General features: G+C 67.3%; 23 protein-coding genes. 10 read left to right on the forward strand and 13 right to left on the reverse strand.

The window, feature by feature from the left end; all coding sequences use genetic code 11:
- The coding region (locus QZW52_RS12690) for a calcium-binding protein (protein ID WP_293999348.1) at nt 1-946 on the reverse strand (946 nt) is incomplete at its 3' end.
- A gap of 496 nt (nt 947-1,442) precedes the next feature.
- On the opposite strand from QZW52_RS12690, the gene QZW52_RS12695 reads away from it, so the two are divergent.
- Nucleotides 1,443-1,751 carry a DUF485 domain-containing protein gene (locus QZW52_RS12695; protein ID WP_293999351.1) on the forward strand — a complete coding sequence of 103 codons (309 nt, stop codon included), beginning with the start codon at nt 1,443-1,445 and terminating at the stop codon, nt 1,749-1,751.
- A 5-nt stretch (nt 1,752-1,756) separates the two neighbouring features.
- Nucleotides 1,757-3,562, forward strand: coding sequence for a cation acetate symporter (locus QZW52_RS12700; RefSeq protein ID WP_293999354.1), 1,806 nt, complete (start codon nt 1,757-1,759; stop codon nt 3,560-3,562).
- Nucleotides 3,563-3,634: 72 nt separating this feature from the next.
- Here QZW52_RS12700 and QZW52_RS12705 read toward each other — a convergent pair whose 3' ends face one another.
- On the reverse strand, nt 3,635-4,285 hold the full coding sequence (locus QZW52_RS12705; RefSeq protein WP_434738333.1) for a 3'-5' exonuclease: 651 nt from the start codon (nt 4,283-4,285) through the stop codon (nt 3,635-3,637).
- Nucleotides 4,282-6,141, reverse strand: a complete 1,860-nt coding sequence (locus tag QZW52_RS12710; RefSeq protein WP_293999357.1) for a DUF294 nucleotidyltransferase-like domain-containing protein — start codon at nt 6,139-6,141, stop codon at nt 4,282-4,284. The genes QZW52_RS12705 and QZW52_RS12710 overlap by 4 nt, the downstream gene beginning before the upstream one ends.
- Nucleotides 6,142-6,178: 37 nt before the next feature.
- On the opposite strand from QZW52_RS12710, the gene QZW52_RS12715 reads away from it, so the two are divergent.
- Together QZW52_RS12715 and QZW52_RS12720 are read left to right on the forward strand one after the other, a co-directional pair.
- Nucleotides 6,179-7,450, forward strand: a complete 1,272-nt coding sequence (locus QZW52_RS12715; RefSeq protein WP_293999359.1) for a class I SAM-dependent methyltransferase — start codon at nt 6,179-6,181, stop codon at nt 7,448-7,450.
- A 24-nt stretch (nt 7,451-7,474) separates the two neighbouring features.
- Nucleotides 7,475-8,050, forward strand: a complete 576-nt coding sequence (locus QZW52_RS12720) for a DUF4337 domain-containing protein (RefSeq protein WP_293999361.1) — start codon at nt 7,475-7,477, stop codon at nt 8,048-8,050.
- Between the two features lie 30 nt (nt 8,051-8,080).
- On the opposite strand, the gene QZW52_RS12725 is transcribed toward QZW52_RS12720, so the two are convergent.
- Nucleotides 8,081-8,794, reverse strand: coding sequence for a UPF0149 family protein (locus tag QZW52_RS12725; RefSeq protein WP_293999364.1), 714 nt, complete (start codon nt 8,792-8,794; stop codon nt 8,081-8,083).
- 42 nt (nt 8,795-8,836) lie between these two features.
- Between QZW52_RS12725 and QZW52_RS12730 the strand changes: the two genes are divergently transcribed.
- A complete protein-coding gene (locus QZW52_RS12730) occupies nt 8,837-9,277 on the forward strand; it encodes a DUF29 domain-containing protein (RefSeq protein WP_293999366.1) in 441 nt (146 codons plus the stop codon).
- Between the two features lie 78 nt (nt 9,278-9,355).
- On the opposite strand, the gene QZW52_RS12735 is transcribed toward QZW52_RS12730, so the two are convergent.
- The 7 genes from QZW52_RS12735 to QZW52_RS12765 form a co-directional block, all read right to left on the reverse strand.
- Nucleotides 9,356-10,717, reverse strand: coding sequence for a sensor histidine kinase (locus QZW52_RS12735; protein WP_293999369.1), 1,362 nt, complete (start codon nt 10,715-10,717; stop codon nt 9,356-9,358).
- Nucleotides 10,714-11,418, reverse strand: a complete 705-nt coding sequence (locus tag QZW52_RS12740) for a response regulator transcription factor (protein WP_293999372.1) — start codon at nt 11,416-11,418, stop codon at nt 10,714-10,716. Before QZW52_RS12740 ends, QZW52_RS12735 begins: the two co-directional genes overlap by 4 nt.
- A gap of 45 nt (nt 11,419-11,463) precedes the next feature.
- Nucleotides 11,464-12,060, reverse strand: a complete 597-nt coding sequence (locus tag QZW52_RS12745; RefSeq protein WP_293999374.1) for a Spy/CpxP family protein refolding chaperone — start codon at nt 12,058-12,060, stop codon at nt 11,464-11,466.
- Between the two features lie 96 nt (nt 12,061-12,156).
- A complete protein-coding gene (locus QZW52_RS12750; RefSeq protein ID WP_293999377.1) occupies nt 12,157-12,600 on the reverse strand; it encodes a DoxX family protein in 444 nt (147 codons plus the stop codon).
- Complete coding sequence (locus tag QZW52_RS12755; protein ID WP_293999380.1) at nt 12,594-13,412, reverse strand: HvfC/BufC N-terminal domain-containing protein; 819 nt, start codon at nt 13,410-13,412, stop codon at nt 12,594-12,596. Before QZW52_RS12755 ends, QZW52_RS12750 begins: the two co-directional genes overlap by 7 nt.
- Complete coding sequence (locus tag QZW52_RS12760) at nt 13,409-14,266, reverse strand: MbnB/TglH/ChrH family RiPP precursor modification enzyme (protein ID WP_293999382.1); 858 nt, start codon at nt 14,264-14,266, stop codon at nt 13,409-13,411. Before QZW52_RS12760 ends, QZW52_RS12755 begins: the two co-directional genes overlap by 4 nt.
- 16 nt (nt 14,267-14,282) lie before the next feature.
- On the reverse strand, nt 14,283-14,558 hold the full coding sequence (locus QZW52_RS12765) for a BufA1 family periplasmic bufferin-type metallophore (protein ID WP_293999385.1): 276 nt from the start codon (nt 14,556-14,558) through the stop codon (nt 14,283-14,285).
- 131 nt (nt 14,559-14,689) lie between these two features.
- Here QZW52_RS12765 and QZW52_RS12770 point away from each other — a divergent pair, with 131 nt between their 5' ends.
- The 5 genes from QZW52_RS12770 to QZW52_RS12790 all read left to right on the forward strand — a co-directional run bounded on the left by QZW52_RS12770 (nt 14,690) and on the right by QZW52_RS12790 (nt 19,998).
- Nucleotides 14,690-15,262: a sigma-70 family RNA polymerase sigma factor gene (locus QZW52_RS12770; protein WP_293999388.1), complete on the forward strand. Its 573-nt coding sequence runs from the start codon at nt 14,690-14,692 to the stop codon at nt 15,260-15,262.
- Between the two features lie 13 nt (nt 15,263-15,275).
- Nucleotides 15,276-15,503, forward strand: coding sequence for an anti-sigma factor family protein (locus tag QZW52_RS12775; RefSeq protein ID WP_293999391.1), 228 nt, complete (start codon nt 15,276-15,278; stop codon nt 15,501-15,503).
- A gap of 578 nt (nt 15,504-16,081) precedes the next feature.
- A complete protein-coding gene (locus QZW52_RS12780) occupies nt 16,082-17,062 on the forward strand; it encodes a polysaccharide deacetylase family protein (protein ID WP_293999394.1) in 981 nt (326 codons plus the stop codon).
- Between the two features lie 94 nt (nt 17,063-17,156).
- Nucleotides 17,157-18,716: a lipopolysaccharide biosynthesis protein gene (locus QZW52_RS12785; RefSeq protein ID WP_293999397.1), complete on the forward strand. Its 1,560-nt coding sequence runs from the start codon at nt 17,157-17,159 to the stop codon at nt 18,714-18,716.
- Between the two features lie 208 nt (nt 18,717-18,924).
- Nucleotides 18,925-19,998 (forward strand): glycosyltransferase family 2 protein, encoded by a 1,074-nt coding sequence (locus QZW52_RS12790; protein ID WP_293999399.1) that lies wholly within the window; start codon nt 18,925-18,927, stop codon nt 19,996-19,998.
- On the opposite strand, the gene QZW52_RS12795 is transcribed toward QZW52_RS12790, so the two are convergent.
- Nucleotides 19,999-21,216, reverse strand: a complete 1,218-nt coding sequence (locus tag QZW52_RS12795; protein WP_293999402.1) for a GNAT family N-acetyltransferase — start codon at nt 21,214-21,216, stop codon at nt 19,999-20,001. It abuts the gene before it with no gap.
- 77 nt (nt 21,217-21,293) lie between these two features.
- Nucleotides 21,294-21,784: arginase family protein (locus tag QZW52_RS12800; protein WP_293999405.1), on the reverse strand; the 491-nt coding region annotated here is incomplete at its 5' end.

Below are 21,784 nucleotides of genomic sequence, written 5' to 3' on the forward strand. Positions count from 1 at the left end.
CCGCCGTGCCGTAGACGGTGTCGTTGCCGTAGCTGGCGTCGATGACGAGGTTGCTGCCCAGCACCGTCGTCGTGCGCAGGTCGATCAGGTTCGCGTCGCCCGTGTCCAGCAGCCTCACCACGCCGGTCGTGCCCGTGGCATCGATCTGCTCGATGCCGGTGCCGCTCCAGCCCTTGGTGCCGATGTCCACCGCGGTCGTGCCGCCGGTCACCACGATGCGGTCGAGTCCGGTCGTGCCGGTGTCCTTGTAGGTGTCGAAATTCTGGAAGACGCCCCAGCCGCCGGCCTCGTTGCCGCTGATGCGGTAGGTGTCGCCGCCCTCGCCGCCATCGACGGAGTCGTTGCCGTAGCTCGCAACGATGGTGTCCGCACCGGCGCTGCCGTAGATGGTGTCGTCGCCGTAGTTGCCATCGATGACGAGGTTGCTGCCGATCAGCGTCGTCGTGCGCAGGTCGATCAGGTTCGCGTCGCCCGTGTCGAGCAGCCTCACCACGCCGGTCGTGCCGGTCGCGTCGATCTGCTCGATGCCGGTCGCGCTCCAGCCCTTGATGCCAATGTCCACCGCGGTCGTGCCGCCGGTCACCACGAGTCGGTCGATGCCCGTGGTGCCGCTGTCCTTGTAGGTGTCCCAGTCCTGGAAACCGGCCGAGGCGTTGCCGCTGACGCGGTAGGTGTCGCTGCCGGCGCCCCCGTCGAGCAGGTCATTGCCGGACTCGCCGATGAGCAGGTCATCGCCCGCGCCGCCATTCAAGGTGTCATTGCCGGCGCCGCCCCACAGCGTGTCGTTGCCGTCGCCCGCGTTGATCAGGTCATTTTGTCCGTAGCCGAATATCTCGTCCGCGCCGGCCGTGCCGGTCAGGGTTTCTGCTGCCGAGGTGCCTGACACCACGATGGACGCGGTGGTCAACAGGGGCAGCACGGCCACAGCCGTCGGTTTGATGCTCATGGAGGGAACCTTTTCGCTTGTTTGTATGAGATATTTTTCATCAGCCGATTAACCGATTAGTCGATTCCCTGGCCTTATTTCCGCAGCACGAAAACAAAACTGCCTCGCAATGGCCATGAAACTGCCACAAAACCACCACAAAACTGAACCAGAACTGAATCGGCAACGCACGCAATTTATAAGCGAAAAGACCCCCTGCAGCGAGGGGGTGATCACCTCCGGTCCAGGGGCACACAGGGGCACTTTCGTGAATCCATCACGCCGGACGAAGCACACCAGTCGCCGCTGTCACGCCATGGGAAAGTCAGCGAAAAGTCAGCATTCAAAGGTATTTGCTTGAGCGAGCGATTGCGCGCAGAGATGCGCGCAAGGAAACAACCCTCAATCCCTGCCACACCGGAGCCACCACAAACTCTCGGTCAGTATTAGGTCAGATTCCACTCCTAGACTCCATTTTCGAATTATCTGATTCACCCGAATTGAATAGGAGAAATACATGGCAGATCCCGTGATCTCCCGCATCAGGGCAAACCCCAAGTATGCGGAATTAAAACAAAAGCGCAGCGGCTTCGGCTGGATGCTGACGCTGTTGATGATGGTCGTGTATTACGGCTACATCGCGCTGATCGCGTTCAACAAGGAATTCCTCGGCCAGCGCATGGGCGAGGGCGTGACGACAGTCGGCGTGCCCATCGGCTTCGGCGTCATCGTCTTCACGGTCATCATCACCGGCATCTACGTGCGCCGCGCGAACGACGAGTTCGATCGCCTGACCCGCGAAATTCTCCAGGAGGTCTCGAAGTGAGCCGCATGTTCAAAACCCTGATGGCCCTCGCCGGTCTGCTGGGCGCGGGTGTCGCGCTGGCGGCTGGTGCCGACATGGGCCAGATCGCCAAACAGGAGACCAACTGGACAGCCATCGGCATGTTCGCGGTCTTCGTGGCCGGTACGCTCTACATCACCAAGTGGGCTGCCAGCAAGACGAAGTCGGCTGCTGACTTCTACACCGGCGGTGGCGGCATCACCGGCTTCCAGAATGGCCTGGCGATCGCGGGCGACTACATGTCGGCCGCCTCGTTCCTGGGCATTTCCGCAGCCGTGATGGCCAACGGCTACGACGGCCTGATCTACTCGATCGGCTTCCTGGTCGGCTGGCCCGTCATCACCTTCCTGATGGCAGAGCGCCTGCGCAACCTCGGCAAGTTCACCTTCGCCGACGTGGCCGGCTACCGCTTCAAGCAAGGCCCGATCCGCGCGTTCGCCGCGTCGGGCACGCTGGTCGTGGTCGCCTTCTACCTGATCGCCCAGATGGTCGGCGCCGGTCAGCTCATCAAGCTGCTGTTCGGTCTCGAATACTGGATGGCGGTCGTGATCGTCGGCGGCCTGATGATGGTCTACGTGCTGTTCGGCGGCATGACGGCCACCACCTGGGTGCAGATCATCAAGGCCTGCCTGCTGCTGTCGGGCGTGACCTTCATGGCCATCATGGTGCTGGCGCAGTTCGGCTTCAGCCCGGAAGCCCTGTTCGCCAAGGGTGTCGCCGTCAAGGCCGCCATCGCCGTGAACGCCAAGGCAGCGGCCATCGCCGGTGCGGCAGCGTCTGCGGCTGCCGCCATGACGCCAGAAGCAGCCTCGGCTGCTTCGGCTGCGATGGCCAAGGCCAACGCGATGAACCCCGAAAAGATCGGCCAAGCGCTGATGGCTCCGGGCAGTTTCATCAAGGATCCGATCTCCGCGATCAGCTTCGGCATGGCGCTGATGTTCGGTACCGCCGGCCTCCCGCACATCCTCATGCGCTTCTTCACCGTCCCTGACGCGAAGGAAGCCCGCAAGTCGGTGTTCTGGGCGACGACCTGGATCGGCTACTTCTACGTGCTGATCTTCATCATCGGCTTCGGTGCGATCACGCTGGTGCTGACCAACCCCGAGTACGCCAATGTCGCCAAGGGCGTCATCAATGGTGGTGCGGGCACGGCCAACATGGCGGCGGTGCTGGTGGCCAAGGCGGTCGGCGGCAACGTGTTCTACGGCTTCATCTCGGCCGTGGCCTTCGCGACGATTCTGGCCGTGGTGGCGGGTCTGACCTTGTCCGGCGCGTCGGCGGTGTCCCACGACATCTACGCCACGCTGATCAAGAAGGGCAAGGCTGACAGCGCCGCGGAGCTGAAGGTGTCGCGCATCACGACGCTCTGCCTGGGTGTGCTGGCCGTGACGCTGGGCATCGTGTTCGAGAAGCAGAACATCGCCTTCATGGTGTCGCTGGCCTTCGCGATCGCGGCCTCGGCCAACTTCCCCGTGCTCTTCATGAGCGTGCTGTGGAAGGATTGCACCACCAAGGGTGCCGTGACCGGTGGTTTCCTGGGCCTGTTCTCGTCGGTCGCACTGACCGTCGTGTCGCCGTCGGTGTGGGAAGCCACGCTCGGCAACCCGAAGGGATCGGCCTGGTTCCCGTACACCTCCCCGGCACTGTTCTCGATGGCCATCGCCTTCGTGACCATCTGGCTGGTGTCGCTCATGGACCGCAGCGCGCAAGCGACCTCGGAACGTGCCGCGTTCGAAGCCCAGCAGATCCGCTCGGAAACCGGTCTGGGTGCCGACGGCGCTTCGGGTCACTGATCTGTCGCAACGCCATTCCCGCGCAAGCGGGAACCCACGAAACCCGGCTCGCATGCCGGGTTTTTTCATTTCCTACGCCAAATGCCGCAGCTTGATGAACGCCAGCGCCGCCATGACCGCGTCATTGAGCGCGTCATGCGCCTCGCGCCGCGGCAGATCCAGCTCGGCCATCACCGTGTCGAAGCGCAGATCCAGGGGCTGCTCGCGTGCGGGGCCGCGGAGCTTGCGCAACTTGTGGTCATGGAACAACGCCGACACCTCGATCTGCGGCTGCGGCAGGCGCACGCCCAGCATCGGGAACAGCACCCGGTTGAGCATTGCCACATCGAACTCCAGGAAATACCCCACCAGCGGCCGGCTGCCGATGAAGTGCAGCAACTGGCGCAGGGCCTCTTCCGGTTCCAGCCCTTGCGCGACATCCTGCTCGCGCAGGCGGTGGATGCGGATGCTGTCGGCGCCGACGCGCTTGCGGGGCCGCACCAGCAACGACAGTGCCTCGCTCGTCATCACCCGGTCGCCAACGATCCGCACGGCGCCGATGGCAATGATCTCGTCGCGGCGGGTATCCAGCCCGGTGGTTTCGCAATCCAGCGAGACCCATTCATCGGGGGGCGGCGCGTCGTACAGGAACCGCAGCCGCGGGTCCGCCAGATGCCACAGCATCCACGCGCGCCGGAGCGCCACCCACGGGCCGAATATCCCCGCCTGTCCGCCTGGACTCACAGCACGTCCAGATGAAAGTGCTGCCGCAGGTGCGCCTTGAAGCGTTTGACCACCGCCAGCGTGTCCTTGAGCAGATCGCGGTCCAGGCTGCCGAGCTGGTCCAGCGCGATGCCCGAGCCGGCGGGCAGACCCTGTTCCAGCGCCCGCAGCCCGGCGCGCAGCTTCAGCCCCATGAAGAAATGCAGGCTGTCCACCAGATCGGTCCCGAAATCGGCCGGCAGGTGCCCCCCGGCCAGCAGCGCCTCGATGCGGTCCACCGTGCTGGTGGCGGCGATCCGGTGTTCGAGCGCGAGGCTGCGCACCCCGTGGACCAGCGGGAAGATGCCGGCCTTCTTCAGGTCGAGCGGCTCCTTGCCTGCATCGCCCATGCCCATGCCGACACCCGCGCCCAGGTGCAGGAGGCGGTTCCACCAACCGCTGTCACCGCTGTCGGTCGGGAACGCGTCGATGGCGCCCGCAAAGCGCCCGAGCGTCCCGGCGTTGTCGGTGGCGTAGCGCCAGACCTGTTCGCGCACGCCCGCCAGCAGCGCCGCGTCCCCCGCCACGCGGTGCGCGTCGAGGAAGATCGCCAGCGACACCAGGTGGTCCGGGGTCGGGGCGAAGAGCCATTCGCGCACGGTGCGGGCGAAGTCGTCCTCGCTGTGGCGCCAGTCCGGGTTGCTGACCATGGTGCGGCCGGGGCATGGCGGATACCCGAACTCGGCCAGCGCCGCCGAAAAGCGGCCGCAGACCGCGTCGAGATCGTGCAGGCATTCGTGGCCATCGCGCAGGACCAGCCCGTTGTCCTGGTCCGTCTTGAGCAACTGCTCGCCGCGGCCCTCGCTGCCCATGACGAACAGGCAACTGTTGGCGACGAGGTCCGCGGGGGCGATGAGTTGCCAGGCGCGCTCGAACAGCGCCGCGTTCAGCTCCTGCACCAGCCGGGCGATCATGCCGACCTTGGTGCCGCTGTGTTCCAGCACGCCGATCAGGCGCGTGATCTGTTCGGCGGCGGTCTTCAACGTGGCGATGTCGTTCGCCTCCAGGATCTGCAGCGTGATGAGGTAGGAGTGGTTGGAGAGGTAGCTCAGCAGGTCGAGCTGCTGCAGAAAGCCGATGATCTGCGCACCCTCGGCCACCACCAGCCGGTGGATGCGGTGGCGGATCATCAGCGCCAGCGCGTCGAACAGCGGCGTACACGGGCGGATCGTCACCAGCTTGAAATTCGCCAGACCGCGCACCGGCAAGCGGTCCAGCGGCACGCCGCTCAGGATCGCCTTGGGCAGGCTGGTCACGGTGAAGATGCCCAGCCGCGGCGGCGTGGTGGCCGTGTCGCGCACCAGGACATTGGTCGTGCGCTGTTCGTGGAAGACACGGGCCACCGATGCCACATCATCGTCAGCGTCCACAAAATGCACCGGACGCAGGTACGCCTGATCGACCCGCGCCATGGTCAGCGACTGGAGTTCGTGCTGGCTGCGCCGCCCGGCCAGCGCGCCGAGCTTGTTCGACAGATCGGCGAACAGCAGCGCGCCGAAGGTGGCGTTGCTGGCGATCAAGGCCAGCACGGTCTGCCGGGCCAGCCGGTACAGCACCACCTCCTCGCTGGCGACAAAGCGGCTGCTGGTCCGGCCGGCCACCAGCCCGCGGCCGTCGAAGCAGTCGTCCGGGCCGAACACGGCCTGCTGCTCGTCGCCGTCCCACTGCTGGACATGGCCCTTGATGAGCACGAACAGGTGGGTGGGCGCGGTCCCTGGGGCCAGGATGACGGCACCGGCGCGGAAGTACTCGATGTCCACGCTGCGCCGCACCATCTGGCGCTCTTCGGCCTGGAGGGCGTCGAAGGGGGACGCGGCAAAGTTGAAGGCACTGGGCATGCCACGATTGTCGGGGGCGATGCGGGACAATCGCCAGATGTTCTCGACCCTGATCTCCCCCACCGATCCACCGACCGCGCGCGCCCGGTTCCTGCAACTGCTGGACACGGCGCTGGCCAGCCGCCAGTTCGTGCGACTGGCGCTGGGCAAGTACCGCGGCGGCGAGGCGGGGCTGGAGCGGCTGCTGGTGCGCCCCGTGATGCTGCGCGGCGAGGCCAGCCTGCAACTCGTCTACCGCCACACCACCAAGGACATCACCAAGAACCACCCGACCGCCGAGGCACTGCAGGTGATCGACCGCCTGATCGGCCCGGCCTTCCAGAACGCCCACCTGCACACGCGCACCCAGGAGGTCCAGCTCACGGTCAAGGAAAAAGGCGGGCGTGACAAGAGCCTGCTGCGGGTGGGCAAGGCCACGTCCGTGGAAGCTGGCGCAGCGGACGATGCATCCGACGACGAGGATGGCGCCCCCGCGCACAACCGCGAGAAGCACCGCCTGCTGTCGCTGGACCGACCGTTCTGGACCGATCTGGGTGTCACCACCGCGCAGCACCAGCTCATCCCGGCCATGTCACGCAAGTGGCGCCAGATCAACAAGTTCACCGAGGTGTTCGCCAGCGCGGTGGCTGCGTCCCCCTTGGCGAACGCTCCGATGGATCGACCGATCGGCGTGTTCGATTTCGGCTGTGGCAAGGGCTACCTGACCTTCGCGATGCACGACTGGCTGCGCGCACAAGGGCGCGTCCCGCAGGTCACGGGCGTGGAGCTGCGCGAGGAGCTGGTCGCGCTGTGCAACGACGCGGCGGCGCGCCACGGCATGGACGGCCTGCGCTTCGACGCGGGCGATGTGCGCCACTACACGCCGGTCGGGCTGGACGTGATGGTCGCGCTGCACGCCTGCGACATCGCCACCGATTACGCCATCGACTTCGGGCTGCGCGCCGGGGCGTCGATCATCATGTGCTCGCCCTGCTGCCACAAGCAGGTGCGCCCGCAGATGAAGACCCCGCCGCTGCTGCGCCCGATGCTGCAACACGGCGTCCACCTGGGCCAGGAAGCCGAGATGGTCACCGACAGCCTGCGCGCGCTGCTGCTGGACGCGGCCGGCTACGACACGCAGGTGTTCGAGTTCGTCTCGCTGGAGCACACCAACAAGAACAAGATGATCCTGGCCGTACGGCGCACCGAGACACCAGACGGCCACGCCGACACCGTGCGGGCGCAGATCCGCGAGATCAAGGCGTTCTACGGGATACGGGAGCAGTGTCTGGAGACGCTGATCGCCACCCGAACCAACATCCCCCACTGACCCATTGACTGGAGACGAACCCCCATGTCCGGCAACAATTTTCACGTCCACGGCCCCCACGACCACGAACTGGAGCACGCCGCCCACCACGGCGGTGACGCCTCGACCAATTCGATCGCCGTCGCCACCGCCGTGATCGCCACCGTCGGCGCGCTGTTTTCCTACATGGGTGGCGCCACGCAGTCCAACGCCGGGCTGTACAAGAACAACGCCGCGATCAAGAAGACCGAGGCCAGCAACCAGTGGAATTTCTACCAGTCCAAGAGCAGCAAGCAGAACCTGGCCGAACTCGGGCTGCAACTGACAGTCGGCGAGGTCAAGGACAACTTCACCAAGGAAGCCCTGCGTTACAAGACCGAGAAGGAAGACATCAAGGTCAAGGCCGAGGCGCTGGAAAAGGAATCCTCGGACTGGGACCACCAGTCGGACGAGCAACTGCACATCCACCACCGCTGGGCACAGGCCACCACCGTGCTGCAGATCTCGATCGCGCTGGCGGCCATTTCACTGCTGACCAAACAGTCGTGGCTCAAGGTCGGGATGTACGTCGTCGCGGGGGGCGGGGTGTTGCTGGGGGTGGCCGCCTGGATGCACCTTTGATCGCTGCGCTGCGCTCGTTGAGGTTCAGGTTCAACTGCGCCCGCAGCACGCCTTGAATTTCTTGCCGCTGCCGCACGCACACGGGTCGTTGCGCCCAGGCTTGGCCCCTGCGCGGCGGAACGTCAGCGCCTGACGATCGGCGCGCGAGGCAGCACGGCGGGCAGGGGCGAAGTGGCGGTAAAGCTGCGCCGCGCCCATCACCATCGCCTCGATCACCTCGCTGCGCACCGCGTCGTCGAAAGGCGGCGGGCGCATCGCCTCGTCGGGATCGTGCTCGTGGTGCAGCAGCATCATGGGCACCAGCACCTCGCCGCCCTGCGCGTCGCCCAGCACCTCCTGCCAGCCATCGGGCGAGACCCGCATGCCACGGACGAAGCCGGTCGCCCAGGCGTTGCCGGTGACGTGGCCTTGGGCATCGGCGGTGAGGCGCGGGACACGGGGGGCATCCGATGCATCGGCCTTGACCAGCTCCTCGGCCACGGCGCTCCAGTGGCGCGTCACCAGCCCGACGATGGCGCGGGCCTGGCCCTCATCGTCGAACGAGGCTTCGGCGTCCGCCGTTTCGCCCCAGACCAGCGGCAGCCACACGGCCGGCCCGACCAGATCGGGCGTGCAATGCAAGGCGCAGAAGAAGCCGTCCAGCATCTCCACGTTCATCGCCCCGGCGGGCAGGCTGGCGAGGAAGGCATCGAGCTGGTCGAGTTCGGCCGAGGTCAGGGGGGGCGTCTGGGTGGGGTCGTTCATGGCGGGGAGCGTATCACCGGGCACTTGATTTATGCTGCAACGATGCACGCCAACTACGACACCGACATCGTGGCCTGGGCCGCCGAACAGGCCCGGTTGATCCGCGCCGGCCGCTTCGATCAGGTCGATCTGGAACACATCGCCGAGGAGATTGAAGACGTGGGCAAGAGCGAACAGCGGGCACTGGCGAATCGGATGGCGGTGTTGCTGGCCCACCTGCTCAAGTGGGCGCACCAGCCCGAGCGGCGTGGCAGCAGTTGGGACAGCACCATCCGGGAACAGCGCAAGGCCCTGGCACGTCGGCTGCAGAAAACGCCCAGCCTGCAGCACTGTCTGAACGACACGGAATGGTGGGAAGACGCCTGGCTGGACGCTCGCACCGAAGCCGCCAAGGAAACCGGCATCGGCTTCGACCGCTTCCCGCCCGCGTGCCCGTGGACCAGTGCGGAAATCCTGGCCAGCGACTGGCTGCCATTGAACTGACCATCCCCTTCACCGCTCCAAACCGTTCCCGCCACCAGCCGCTTGAGTGCGGTCCGACAGACTTGGACCCGGCACCGGTCAAGACGGCACTGGCACCCTCACCTCCACCACCAGCCCCGGTCCCGGCGCCGCCGATTGCACCCGCAACCGCCCGCCATGCGCCTGCGCCACCAGCCGGCACAGGTACAGGCCCAGCCCCACCCCGCCGCTGCTGCGCCCGCGCGCCGCATCTGGCCGGTAGAACGCTTCGCCGAGCTGCGCCAGTGCCTCGGGCGCCACGCCTGCGCCGTGGTCGCGCACCGTGAAGACCAGCGTGTCGGCCTCGCGGTGGAGCCGGACGTGCAACGGCGGCTGGCCGTGGCGCAGCGCGTTGCCCACGAGGTTGCGCACCAGCAGCCGCCAGCGCGCCGGATCGACCCCGACCAGCCCGAGGTCCGCGTCCAGATCGAGTTCCAGCGCCACGTCCACCGGCACCTGCTCATGCACCGCCACCTCGACCAGCGCCGCCAGATCGACCGGCTCGCGCTGCAAGGCGGCATGCCCGGCAGCCAGGCGCTCGCTCTCCAGCAGGTCGCTGATCAGCTCGCGCATTTCACCCAGATCGCGCAGCAGCGCGTCGCGTGATGGCCCCTCCTCCACCAGCTCGGCGTTCAGCCGTGCCCGTGTCAGCGGCGAGCGCAGCTCGTGGCTGATCGACAGCAGCAAGGCCCGCTTGGCATCCAGCATGTGGCGCAACTCGCCCGCCATGGTGTTGATCTGCCCGGCCAGCCGGCCGAGTTCATCGCCGCTGCGCACCGGAATCGGCGCATCGAACTGCCCTTGCCCGTAGCGCACCGCCCCGCTGCGGATCTCGCCGAGCGGGCGCAGCCAATGCCGCATCACCAGGTAGGCCAGCGCCGTCAGCCCCAGCAGCAGCCCGAGCGTGAACCAGCCGATCGAGCGTGGCCGGTGGCGCCAGGGCACGTCGCCGAGGCCGAATTCGAGGGTGTGCCCATCCGCCGTGGTGCGGGTCAGCAGCAGCCAGCCCCGATCGGTGGCGTCACCGGCGGCGGGGGCATCGTCGTCGGGGTGCATCAGTCGGTGCATCGGCGGCATCGGGAATCCGGGGGGCGGCGGCAGCATCCCGCGGCGCTGTCCGCGCAGGTGCGGGTGCGAGTCCCAGCGGACCTGCGGCCCGTCGATGCGCAGCGACAGTGGCAGCCGCTCGACCAGTGCCCTGGCGCGACCGATGTCCGGTGGCACACCCAGCTCGTCGGCCAGCCGGTCCACGTAATCGGCCACCAGCGGACGCACCAGGGCACGCCAGCCACCACCGATGGCCCGCTGCATCCCGCCCGTGAACACCACCGTCAGCGCCAGCGCCAGCACCAGGAACAGCAGCACCAGCCGCACCCCGAGCGCGCCAGCGAAACGCCGCCAAGCCTGCAGCGTGGCGTTCATGGCTGGCGCGCCCCGGCGAAGGTGTAGCCGGCGTTGCGCAGCGTCTTGATGCAGTCCAGCGGCTCCAGCTTCTTGCGGATGCGGCTGACGAGGATGTCGATGGCGCGGGTGTAGACATCGGCCTCGTGGCCACGCAGCCGGGAGAGGATCTCGTCGCGGGTGAAGACCTTGTGCGGCTCGCCGGCCAGCAGCGCCAGCAGCGTGAACTCCGTCCCGGTCAACTCGACCTCGGCGCCTTCGCGCAGCACCTGGCGGCGGTCCAGGTCGATCGCCAGGCCCTTGAACACCAGCCGGCGCCCGGAGTCGGCGGCTTGCGCTGCCGGTGCCGGTGGCTGCCGGCGGCGCAGGATGGTCTGCAGGCGGGCAGCGAGTTCGCGCGGCTCGAAGGGCTTGGGCAGGTAGTCGTCGGCCCCGAGTTCCAGGCCGATGACGCGGTCCATCACATCGCCGCGCGCGGTCAGCATGAGGATGGGCAGGCCCGCCAGCGCCGGATCGCGCCGGATCTCGCGGCAGACATCGAAGCCGTCCATCTCGGGCAGCATCACGTCGAGGATGACCGCATCGAAGCCCCCCTCGCGCAAGCGCGCCAACCCCACGCTCGGGCGCAGTGCGCTCTCCAGCGTGAGGTCGAAGCGTTTCAGGTAGGCCGCCAGCGGAGCGGCCAGGTGGGCATCGTCGTCGAGGAGCAGCAGGCGGGGCATGGCCGCATCCTAGCGCCGTGGGTCCGACTGCTGCGCCAAGGCAACTCAGTCGCGGTGGCCGCCCATCATCCCGCGGCCCATCGGACCCCGCTCCATGAACACGCGGACCTTGGCCTGCTGCTCGGGCTTGAGGCTGTCGTAGAAATCGCCCATGGCGGCGATGACCTCGGGGGCGGAGGTGCGCAGGGTGTTGGCCTTCTGGTCCACGAGGGCCTGGGCGCCCGCGCGGTCGAACTTGTCGCCCTTCAGGAGGGCCTGCATCTCGGCGCGGGGCACCATGCCGCCGCCGTTCATGCCGCCCTTCGCGTCGCCTTTGGCATCCGCCTTGGCCGCCACCATCGCCATGCGCTTGGCATGGACCGTGTCGATCAGGGTGACGAGCTTGGCCTTCTGCGCGGCGTCAAGCGACAGCTCGGTGGTGGCGCGCTCGACCATGCGGTCGCGGTGCTTCTGCATGTCGGCTTCGGTGGGCTGGCCGTGGTGGCCCATGCCCATGTGGTGTTCACCGCGGTCGCCACGGCCCTCGCCGCGGCCCTCGCCACCGAACGGGGTGTGACCGCAGGCCGACAGACCGACCACGAGGCCGACGCCGACGAGACCGAACAGGGAACGCTTCAGGGAACGCTGGATCGAGGTACGCATGGTGGGTTTTCCTGGGGGAAAGCGTGTTGACATGGACGCCATCGTGCCCGCGCCGTGTGGCGCTGTCCTTTCCCGCAGGTATCGGCGTGTTTCGTTTTATGTCGCGATCCGCGCGTCCACCGACCACCGCCCCGGACCCCACAGCACCAGCCCCGCCAGCAGGCTGCCCCAGAACACGTGCAGCGCGAAAGCCGGCTCCGGCATGTCCGGCACGCTCAGCACCGCCACCACGTTCATCACCGACAGCCCCAGCGCCGCGAAACGCCCACCCAGCCCCAGCACCAGCAGCACGGGCAGCACCAGCTCACCGCCGGTGCCCATCAGCGCCGCCACGTCCGGTGGCAGCAGCGGGACGTGGTACTCGTCGGTGAACAGGGCCACGGTCGTCTCCCAGTCGCGCAGCTTGGTCAGCCCGGACAAGAAGAAGACCTTGGCGACGAACAGCCGTGCCGCGAGCTGCGCCGGCGCTTGCAGCGCGTCGCACAAGGAGAGGAAGCGGGCATGGCCGCGCCGCAGGGTGTCCATCGACAGGGTCAGCATGGGAGGTCTCCAGGGTGTACATCGACCCGCGCCAGCAGCCCATCGGCCACCGCTGGCGCGAGCCAGGTCTCGACATCGAAGCCGGGGACGCCGAGCGCCGCAGCCAGCGGCTGCGACTGCTCCAGCGCACGGCGCATGAATTCGGCGGCCGGTCCCGCCACGGGTGCCACGCGCACGGCCCAGTCCTGGCGCCAGACCAGCGCCGTCTCGGCACGCTGCAGCGCCAGTGCAGCGCGGGCCTCGGCATAGGGATCGGGCTGTGCGGTCTGCTGCGGATCGTGGTGGGCGCGCCAGAGGGTGGCGATCGGGTGCAGGCTGTCCACCAGGGCCAGCCCGGCGCATGGCCGCAGCACCAGCCGCTGCGCATCGGTGTCGCCCAGGCGCATCAGCGTGGCCAGATCCGGCACGACATCGGCCGCGCCCTCGGCGGCGGCGACGGCGGCGTCCAGCCGCGCCACGTCGGCCAGATACGGCAGCTCGGCGAGCTGTTCGGCCGCCGCCAGAAACGCGGGCAGGCCATCGCCCCACCGCGCCAGATCGCCCTGCCGCGGTGGCGACTGGCGCCAGAAGGCCCGCGCCATGGGCGCGAAGGTTTCGTCGCCGAGCATGGCCCGCACGGTCGGATAGCGCGCCGCCAGCGCCCGCTCGGCGTTGACGGCGGCATTGGCCGCGTAGACCGCCAGCCCGCGGGCCAGATCGGCGCGGGCCGGGGCGCGGGTCCAGCCGGTGAGTGCGCCGGGCTGGCCGCTGCGCAGGGCCTGCATCAACAGGCGCTGGCGGATGTGCTCGCGGTTCAGATCCTCGGGGTTCATGGCCACACCCCGCGCTGCACGGCGTCTGCCTTGGCGGCCTCGTCGAGCAGAACACCGAGGGCCGGCAGATCGGTGTCCCACTCGACGAGCGTCGGCACCGGTCCGTGGCGGCGCACGGCGTGGGCGTAGACCTGCCAGACGCAGGGGCGGACGCGGCTGCCATGGTCGTCGATGGCGAGGGTGTCAGTCTCCGTGTAGCCCGCCAGGTGGATCTCGCCGGCCAGTCCGGGGGCGAGCCGGTCCACCCAGGCGCAGGCGCGGCGCACGGCCGCCGCTTCGTCATCGCCCGCGTTCAGCGCGTTGACGACGAGGTTGTTGACATCGAGCAACACGCTGCAGCCGCTGCGCTGCGCCAGTGCGTTGAAGAACTCGGGTTCGGCCAGCGTGTCGTCGGCCCAGCCGAGGTAGGCGCTCAGGTTCTCGACCAGGATGGGCCGGCGCAGGCGCTCCTGCACCTGCTGCACGTTGCGCACCATGACCGCGAGTGCGGCGTCGGTGAAGGCAATCGGCAGCAGGTCCGCGCCGTGCCAGACCGGCCCGCCCCGCCCCGGATCGACCCGGGCAAAGCTGGCGTGGTCCGAGACGCGCACCGGCTCGACCGCCGTGACCAATTCGGCCAGCCGGTCCAGGTGCCAGGCGTCCAGCCCGCAGGCGCTGCCCAGCGACAGGCCGACGCCATGCAGGCTGACGGCATGGTCCTGGCGCAGTTCCGCCAGCACCGCACGGGCGGCACCACCGGGTGCGAAGTAGTTTTCGCTGTGGACTTCGAGGAAACCCAGCGGCGGGCGCTGCTGCCGGAGCAGCGCCGCGTGGGGTTGGCGCAGGCCGATGCCTGCAGGGGTCGGGGCAGGCATGGCGGACGCTCGACGCTTACTTCTTCATGCCCATCTTGGCTTCTTCGGCCGTCATGCCCTTCATGTCCTTGCAGGTGCCCTTGGGGACGTACTTCCATTCGTCGGCACCCATCTCGGCCTTGCTCTGGCCGGCGCAGGAGTGGGTGCCCGAAAGGTTGGCGCAGTCGTTCTGGCCGGCCTTGGCGATGCCGAAGCACTTTTCCTTGGCCTTGTCCTGCGCCGCAGCAGGGGCGAGGATGCCCAGGGCGAGGACGGATGCGAGGGCGGAATTGAGGATGAGGCGCTGGTTCATGGAGGTTCTCCGTTGGGTGGACTGTCGGGTGGACTGTGTCGCTGTTCAGCAGACAGGACTCTGTCGCATGGGAGCGCCGATTCCTTACACTGCGACCACAGAATTTTTTCGGCCCTGCACGCCGCCCCCGGATGACCGACTTCGCCCACCAGGTCCAGGCCCTGCGCCCGCAGTTGCTGCGCTACGCCCGCAACCAGTTGCGCAACGACGCCTGGGCCGAGGACGCAGTGTCCGAGACGCTGCTGGCCGCACTGGAGAAACCGCAGTCCTACGCGGGCAGCGCGCAGCTCAAGACCTGGCTGATCGGTGTCCTCAAGCACAAGGTGATCGACCAGATCCGCCGACACCGGCGCGAGATCTCCACCACCTCGGACGACGAAGACCGGGAAGATCTGGACGATCTGCTGTTCAAGGCCGACGGCCACTGGCAGGAAACCCCCGCCGACTGGGGCCATCCGGCGGCGGCGCTGGGACAGCGGCAGTTCTTCGAGGTGCTGGAGGCGTGCATGGAACACCTGCCCGGCCAGCAGGGCCGTGTCTTCCTGATGCGCGAATGGCTCGAACTCGACACCGACGAAATCTGCAAGGAAACCGGGGTCAGCGCGACCAACCTGTTCGTGCTGCTGCACCGCGCACGCCTGCGGCTGCGGGAATGCCTGCAGATCCACTGGTTCGCCGAGGCCCGCACACCGGCCCGGCTCTGAACGAAAGACGCCCATGCGACTGCGCCTGACCTGCAAGGACACCACCCGCCTCGTGCTCGAAGGCGAGGACCGCACGCTGGCCCTGGGCGAGCGGGTGCTGGTCCGCCTGCACCTGGGCATGTGCCAAGGATGTACCCGCTTTTCACGGCAGGTGCGGCTGATGCAGGGTGCGCTGGACGGCTGGCGACGCTACGCCGAGGGGGGTGACAGCACCGACGCCCTCCGCCCGCCTACGCCCTGACGCTCTGACCCGCTTGCTCAGCGACTGAATGTCATGGATTTCTTTGGAAATTTCAGCATTTTGTCAAGACAGAAATCGCCAATCAAGAAAACTTCAAGCAATCTGATCACGGATCCAGCCACTTCCATTGCACTTGGGAAGTTTGGGAATCGTGGCCGCAACAAACCTGGCGGTCTACAATGGCAAGACCCAGATCACGGGGGGCCATGGAAGGTTCAGGCTCGCACCAGCCAGCCCGCATCCATCCAAGACCTCCCCCTGGGTCAGTCCTGTCGCGATCAACGCCCCATGCCAGTACCGCCAACAGGCATCACAATACGGCCGCCACAGGCGTGCGGTATTTTCAAATCGGGCCTGTGTGCGGCGGGTTCGGCGTGTGCCATCCCTGTTTTTCTACCGATATCCGACAGAACGCCTGCAATCGATGCCCGAATGCGTAAATTCTATTTACACCACCAGACTCGGCGATTCGGTGCCTGACTTGCGGGACTGCGGCCAACTTCGATGGAAACATTAAGTTACGTTACCGATAATAGCAATGCCGCGGGGACTCTACCCGGCGAGTGGGAGTAACTCGAATGATCCGGATTTCCCGCCCGATTGCGCGCTGGTTTGTGCAGGCGCGCTACCCATCGGGCACCAATTTGTTGCCGATCCTGATGTACCACCGGGTGCTGGCAGAGCCAGACCCGTTGCAGCCGGATGTTCCGCACCAGGCGCTGCTGGCCGAGCAGTTCAAGACGCTGGCCAGTGCGTTCAATGTGCTGCCCTTGCATGAGGCCGCTGCATTGCTGCAGAACGGCGGTCTGCCACCGGGTGCGGCCTGCATCACCTTCGATGACGGCTACCGCGACAACCACGACCTCGCGCTGCCCCTGCTGCTGGAGCACAAGTTGCCCGCGACGGTGTTCGTGGCCACCGGCTACCTCAATGGCGGCCGCATGTTCAACGATTCGGTGGTCGAGACCGTGCGCCGCCTCGACACCGGAGAGATCGACCTCACGCGGGTCGGCCTGGGCAAGCGCCTGGTGAGCGACGTGGCCTCGCGCCGCACCCTGATCAGCGATCTGACCCGTGCAGTCAAGTACCTCGATCCCGTCGAGCGCGACGCGTTCTGCGAAGACCTCTGCCGCCGGGCGGGTTCGCACCTGCCGACCGATCTGATGATGGACGACCGCCAGGTCAAGGCCATGTCCGACGCAGGCATCGACATTGGCGGCCACACCGTCCACCACCCGATCCTGGCACGCATCGACGCCGCCACGGCCGAGCACGAGATCGAGACCAACCGCGACCAGATCACCACGCTGACAGGCAAGCCGCCGCTGTGCTTCGCCTACCCGAACGGCAAACCGAACCTGGACTACACCTCCGCGCATGCCCGCATGGTCTGCAAGGCGGGCTTTCAGGCGGCTGTTTCGACCGCCGTCGGGGTCGCCTCCGACGACGCAGACCCCTTCCAGCTCCCGCGTTTCATGCCCCGCGAGCGCAGTGCCGCGCAATTCGTCGCACGCATGGTGCGGATGGCGACCCACCGCCATCGACAGGTGGCGGATTGAGTTGCTACAATTTGTTACTGTTCTGTGTCCACGGAGACTCTCGGGTCCGATTCATGGCAGGGATTTCTAACGCAGCGGCCCTGACGCCCCTGCCATGCGGGACCACACGATGAGCGAGCAGTTCGGCGCCAAGGCCATGCTGCGCTCCGCGCTGCTGATGACCGGATCCACCTATGTCGCCTACGCCGCGGGGCTCGTGGCGAGCATGCTGGTGGCACGCGGGCTGGGTCCGGCCGACTTCGGTCGCTACGCCTACCTGATCTGGCTGTCGGGCGTGCTGGTGCTGCTCATGAACAACGGGCTGACCACCTCGGCGATCCGCTTCGTCTCCGAGTCGCTCGGGCGCAACGACCACACCGGCGCACAGGCCCTGCACCGCTGGTTCCAGAAGCGCCAGGGCTGGTCGGTGGTGGCCGTCGGCACGCTGTTCCTGCTCGGCCTGCCCATCCTCAAGCCCGCCGGCTGGGAAGGCCATCTCGCCTACTTTGCGCTCGTCGCCCTGCTCGCCTCGGCCGCCAAGGCCTGGTACCTGTTCAGCATCTCGGTCGCCAAAGGCCACGGCCGCTTCGGCGTGGAGGCCAGTTCGGTCAGCGTGCTCAGTCTGGTCAACCTGATCGGCGCGGGCGTGCTGGCAGCCCTGGGCGTGCCGCTCGAAGGGTTCATGCTGCTGTTTCTGGTGGTGTCCGTGGCGCATCCGCTCATGGCGACCTTCCAGTTGCGCCGCGCCAACATCCGCAAGGGCGGGCGCGATTGCGAGGAAAGCCTGCTGCAGCGCGTGCGACCGCACCTGTTCTGGACCATGGTGAGCACCCTGGTGTTCGCCTTCAGCAACAAATCGGTCGAAACGTTTCTGCTCAACAAGCTCGCCGGGCCGGAAGCTGTGGGGTTTTTCACCATCGCGGCCACCCTGACCCGCGGTGGCGTCGAGCTGCTGTCCACCGGGCTCACGACGGTGCTCATGCCGATGATGGCCAACGCCTTCGGTGCGGGCGGGCGTGACCGGGTCAACCGGATCGCGGGTGACGCTGTCCGGTATTTCCATTTCCTGGGCTTGCTGCTCACGGGCGTGGGCTTCTTCTGGGCTACTCCCGTCATCGCGCTCATGTACGGCGAGAAGTACGCCCCTACCGCCTTCGCCTTGCAGATGATGGTCATCATCCGCGGTTTCACGCTGTCCCACGCAGCCTTCAGCGCCCTGCTGTCGATCACCGACAACCAGCGGCTGCGGGCGGCGGAGTCGGTGTTCGCGGTGGTGGTGAGTGTGCTCACGGCACTCTGGCTGGTGCCCCGCTACGGCCTGATGGGCGCGATCTACGCCCACATGGTCTCGACGGCTGCCGTGTTCCTGTTCGCGTTTGGCTGTGTGCGGATGGTGCTCAAGGTGCCGCTGCCCTACGGCGATGGGGCGCGGATGACGGCCGCCGCCCTGAGCGCCGCGGCCGTGTCGATGGGCGCCTTGATTGCCACGGATGCGCCCTCGGCGCTGCACCAGATACTGGTGGGGGTGCTGTACGTGCTGACGTATCTGGCCTGTACCCTGGTCTTCAAGGTCTGGAACCAGTACGACCTGGCGATGCTCGGCAATCTCGGCAACCGGATACCGGCGTTCAAGCGGCTGGCATTTTTGCTGGTCCCCTGGGCACGGCACATCTGACATCCCCGACATGGCGGGCATGGCGGGCAATGAATACCCCAGGCTCTACACCAACCTTGAATGAAACTGAATACGGTACGGCCCAGTGTTTGTTCTGCGCCGATTCCGTGTGGGAAAACTTCCCTTTTTGTGTGACTTCTGAAATCATCCGCGAGAATACCAAGAGAAACACACTGCCCCACGAATGGGCATTCCGGAGTCAGAAGCCATGTCAGGAGTATCTGTCAGTCCACCCGGTCTGATCAGCGTTGTCATTCCGGCGTACAACGCCCAGCACTCCTTGCGTGCGACCCTGGACAGCGTCTTGGCCCAAACCTGGACCAACACCGAAATCATCGTGGTGGACGACGGCTCCACCGACCACACCGCCGACCTGCTCGCTTCCTACGGCGATCGGGTGCGCGCCATCCGCCAGCCCAACGGCGGCCTTGCCAGCGCCCGGCGCACCGGCGTGGCCGCGGCCCGCGGTGAACTGATCGCGCTGATGGATGCGGACGACCTGTGCCGGCCGGAGCGGCTGGCGGTGCAAGCGCGGGTGCTGCAACGCTGGCCCGAGGTCGTGCTGTGCTGCAGCGATTTCGACTCCTTCGACGAGCAAGGCCGGGTCAACGTGGCCTACGCCAGCCGCTACTACGCCACCATCGGCCGCGCTCCGCAGGGCATCCACTCGCTGCTCGCGCAGGCGGACGTGCTCGATCTGCACGGCTGCCTGCCACCAGACACTCCCGCCGAGCGCACCGGCCCGACCACCGTGGTCCACCGCGGCGATGCCTACCGTGCCGTGGCACACGGCAACTTCGTCCACCCGCCGACCATCCTGTTCCGCCGCCGCCTGCTGGACACCGTGGGCAGCTTCGAACTGGAGGCTGGCTCGATGTGCGACTGGGATTGGGTGGTGCGCGTGGCCGGTGCGGGATCGATCGCCTTCGTGGAACGCCCGCTGCTGGACTACCGCCTGTCGTCCACCCAGATGTCCTCGCCGCGCCACCGCATCCGGGCCAGCACCGACACGCTGCGGGTGGCCGAGCGGATCTGCCGGCGCGATGAGGTGCTCTACCTGGCCGATTTGCCGCATTTCCGGGCGGATCTCGGTTTTTTCTGTGCCGATGCCGCCGATGCCGAGATCGACAACGACAAGCGCAAGGCGGCGGAGCTGCTGCTGCGCAGCGTCGTGCGCTTCGGGCGGGTGGATGCGATGACGCTGCGCGTGCTGCTCAAGCTGCTCACGCCCGGCTGGGCGCTGGCCGCCAAGCGCCAGCGCCGGGCCTTGTCGGGAACGTGATCAGTCCGCGGCGGCGGGTGTCGCTGCGGAATCCACCGTTGCCGTGGCCAATGCCGCCGCTTGCTGTGCTTGCTGCCGTTGGCGCCGCCGACGCAGCGCAGCCTCCAGATCGAAGCGCCACGCCGGGGTGCGCAGCGTCGTCCAGGTCATCTGCTCGTCCAGCGTGGCCAGGTTGACCTTGTAGCGCGACTCGCCGGCCATGAAGTCATAGACCCGGTGCCCTTGCGCGGCGTTGTGCTGGGCGGCCAGCACATGCGCCACCAGACCGGGGCGCGCGTGTTTCTCGATCAGGCCGTACTCCAGCCCCGACTGGTAGAAGTACACCCGCCCACCGCGCACGAAGCTGTAGAGATAGGCCAGATCCTGCTCGCCCACGGCCACGCGCAGCAACTGCACGCCGCCCTCCAGCAGGTGCCGCTCCACCAGCGTGCGGTGGAAGCGGGTGAAGAAGGCATTGCTGAACGCCCCCGGCTCGCCCTGCGCCACCCAGTGCGCCTGGTGCAGCGCCGCCAGCCGGTCCAGCCAGTCCAGCCCCTGCGCCACGGTGGTGGCGGCCTCCAGCGTCAGCGCGCCGAGGCGGCCGTACTCCTTCATGCTGCGGCGGATCTGCGCGCGGGTGTTGGCGCTGAGCAGCTTCAGGAAATCGCCCCCCGCCTCGCGCACCGCCGGCAGATCCACCGCGTAAGAACGGCGCACCCAGTCCTCGCGCGTCACCTTGCGCCCGCTGGTCTGCGCGGTGTCCGCCGGCCAGCCTCCTCCCGCCAGCCCCGGCAGCGTCACCTCGGTCACGCCACGCAACTGCGCCAGCCAGTGGCCAAGCATCGCCGCACGCGCAGCCGGCGCGTGGTCCCGGTCGAGCAGGAAATCGTTGTGTTCGACGGTGAGGATGTCGAGTTCGGGGCGGCCCGTGGCGTGCAGAAATGCCGTGCTGCAAAACCGCAGACCGAACCGCTGGCGGGGCGGGCCATCGACGACCAGCGCCAGCCCGACGATCTGCCCACCCCGTCGGGCTTGGAGCAGGCGCGGCTGAACGGTGGGCGGCAGGGTGTCCAGCCACACGCCGATCCAGGACCACGCGGTGAAGAAACTCGCCTCGGACCGGGACTCAAGGGCCAGCCAGTCGGCCTGCAAGCGAGCCCGCTCGGGCAAAGGTGTCAGGGACAGGGCATACGCGGTTCGGGAATCGGAGGGCAAGGGAGTGGAGGTCCGAACAGTCATGTCCACATTGTCGCCGCAGCACCTGCCCGCCCGATGACGGCAGGCTTGGCCGGTCCCTCAGACTCGCCGATCTCCCCTCACTTGCGCATCAGCGTGCTCTTGCCGAAGAGACTTTCGATCAGATCGACGGCGAGTTCGGCCGTGCGGTTGCGCTGGTCGAAGGCGGGGTTCAGCTCCACCACATCCAGCGACGCCAGCCGCCCGGTGTCGGCGATCATCTCCATGCAGAGCTGCGCCTCGCGGTAGGTCGGCCCGCCCGGCACCGTCGTGCCCACGCCCGGCGCGATGTCCGGGTCGAGGAAGTCCACGTCGAAGCTCACGTGCAGGTGGGTGTTCGCGTCCAGCGTGGCCAGCGCCAGCTCCATGGCATGGCGCATGCCCATCTCGTCGATGTAGCGCATGTCGAACACCTCCAGATCCTGCTGGTGGACGAAGCGTTTCTCGCCCTCGTCCACGCTGCGGATGCCGATCTGGCGGATCACCTTGGGCGAAATCGCCGGAACGTGGCCACCGATGCCGATCAGCTCGTCCGGGCCGAAGCCACACAGGCACGCCACCGGCATGCCAT

Source organism: Sphaerotilus sp. (genome assembly GCF_013299175.1).
GTDB lineage: Bacteria > Pseudomonadota > Gammaproteobacteria > Burkholderiales > Burkholderiaceae_C > Sphaerotilus.

Bases quoted from the DNA above. Each gene is read 5' to 3' on its own strand.
- QZW52_RS12695 (WP_293999351.1), top strand. From the start codon at position 1,443: ATGGCAGATCCCGTGATCTCCCGCATCAGGGCAAACCCCAAGTATGCG.
- QZW52_RS12700 (WP_293999354.1), top strand. From the start codon at position 1,757: ATGTTCAAAACCCTGATGGCCCTCGCCGGTCTGCTGGGCGCGGGTGTC.
- QZW52_RS12710 (WP_293999357.1), bottom strand. From the start codon at position 6,141: ATGCCCAGTGCCTTCAACTTTGCCGCGTCCCCCTTCGACGCCCTCCAG.
- QZW52_RS12715 (WP_293999359.1), top strand. From the start codon at position 6,179: ATGTTCTCGACCCTGATCTCCCCCACCGATCCACCGACCGCGCGCGCC.
- QZW52_RS12720 (WP_293999361.1), top strand. From the start codon at position 7,475: ATGTCCGGCAACAATTTTCACGTCCACGGCCCCCACGACCACGAACTG.
- QZW52_RS12725 (WP_293999364.1), bottom strand. From the start codon at position 8,794: ATGAACGACCCCACCCAGACGCCCCCCCTGACCTCGGCCGAACTCGAC.
- QZW52_RS12730 (WP_293999366.1), top strand. From the start codon at position 8,837: ATGCACGCCAACTACGACACCGACATCGTGGCCTGGGCCGCCGAACAG.
- QZW52_RS12735 (WP_293999369.1), bottom strand. From the start codon at position 10,717: ATGAACGCCACGCTGCAGGCTTGGCGGCGTTTCGCTGGCGCGCTCGGG.
- QZW52_RS12740 (WP_293999372.1), bottom strand. From the start codon at position 11,418: ATGCCCCGCCTGCTGCTCCTCGACGACGATGCCCACCTGGCCGCTCCG.
- QZW52_RS12745 (WP_293999374.1), bottom strand. From the start codon at position 12,060: ATGCGTACCTCGATCCAGCGTTCCCTGAAGCGTTCCCTGTTCGGTCTC.
- QZW52_RS12750 (WP_293999377.1), bottom strand. From the start codon at position 12,600: ATGCTGACCCTGTCGATGGACACCCTGCGGCGCGGCCATGCCCGCTTC.
- QZW52_RS12755 (WP_293999380.1), bottom strand. From the start codon at position 13,412: ATGAACCCCGAGGATCTGAACCGCGAGCACATCCGCCAGCGCCTGTTG.
- QZW52_RS12760 (WP_293999382.1), bottom strand. From the start codon at position 14,266: ATGCCTGCCCCGACCCCTGCAGGCATCGGCCTGCGCCAACCCCACGCG.
- QZW52_RS12765 (WP_293999385.1), bottom strand. From the start codon at position 14,558: ATGAACCAGCGCCTCATCCTCAATTCCGCCCTCGCATCCGTCCTCGCC.
- QZW52_RS12770 (WP_293999388.1), top strand. From the start codon at position 14,690: ATGACCGACTTCGCCCACCAGGTCCAGGCCCTGCGCCCGCAGTTGCTG.
- QZW52_RS12775 (WP_293999391.1), top strand. From the start codon at position 15,276: ATGCGACTGCGCCTGACCTGCAAGGACACCACCCGCCTCGTGCTCGAA.
- QZW52_RS12780 (WP_293999394.1), top strand. From the start codon at position 16,082: ATGATCCGGATTTCCCGCCCGATTGCGCGCTGGTTTGTGCAGGCGCGC.
- QZW52_RS12785 (WP_293999397.1), top strand. From the start codon at position 17,157: ATGCGGGACCACACGATGAGCGAGCAGTTCGGCGCCAAGGCCATGCTG.
- QZW52_RS12790 (WP_293999399.1), top strand. From the start codon at position 18,925: ATGTCAGGAGTATCTGTCAGTCCACCCGGTCTGATCAGCGTTGTCATT.
- QZW52_RS12795 (WP_293999402.1), bottom strand. From the start codon at position 21,216: ATGACTGTTCGGACCTCCACTCCCTTGCCCTCCGATTCCCGAACCGCG.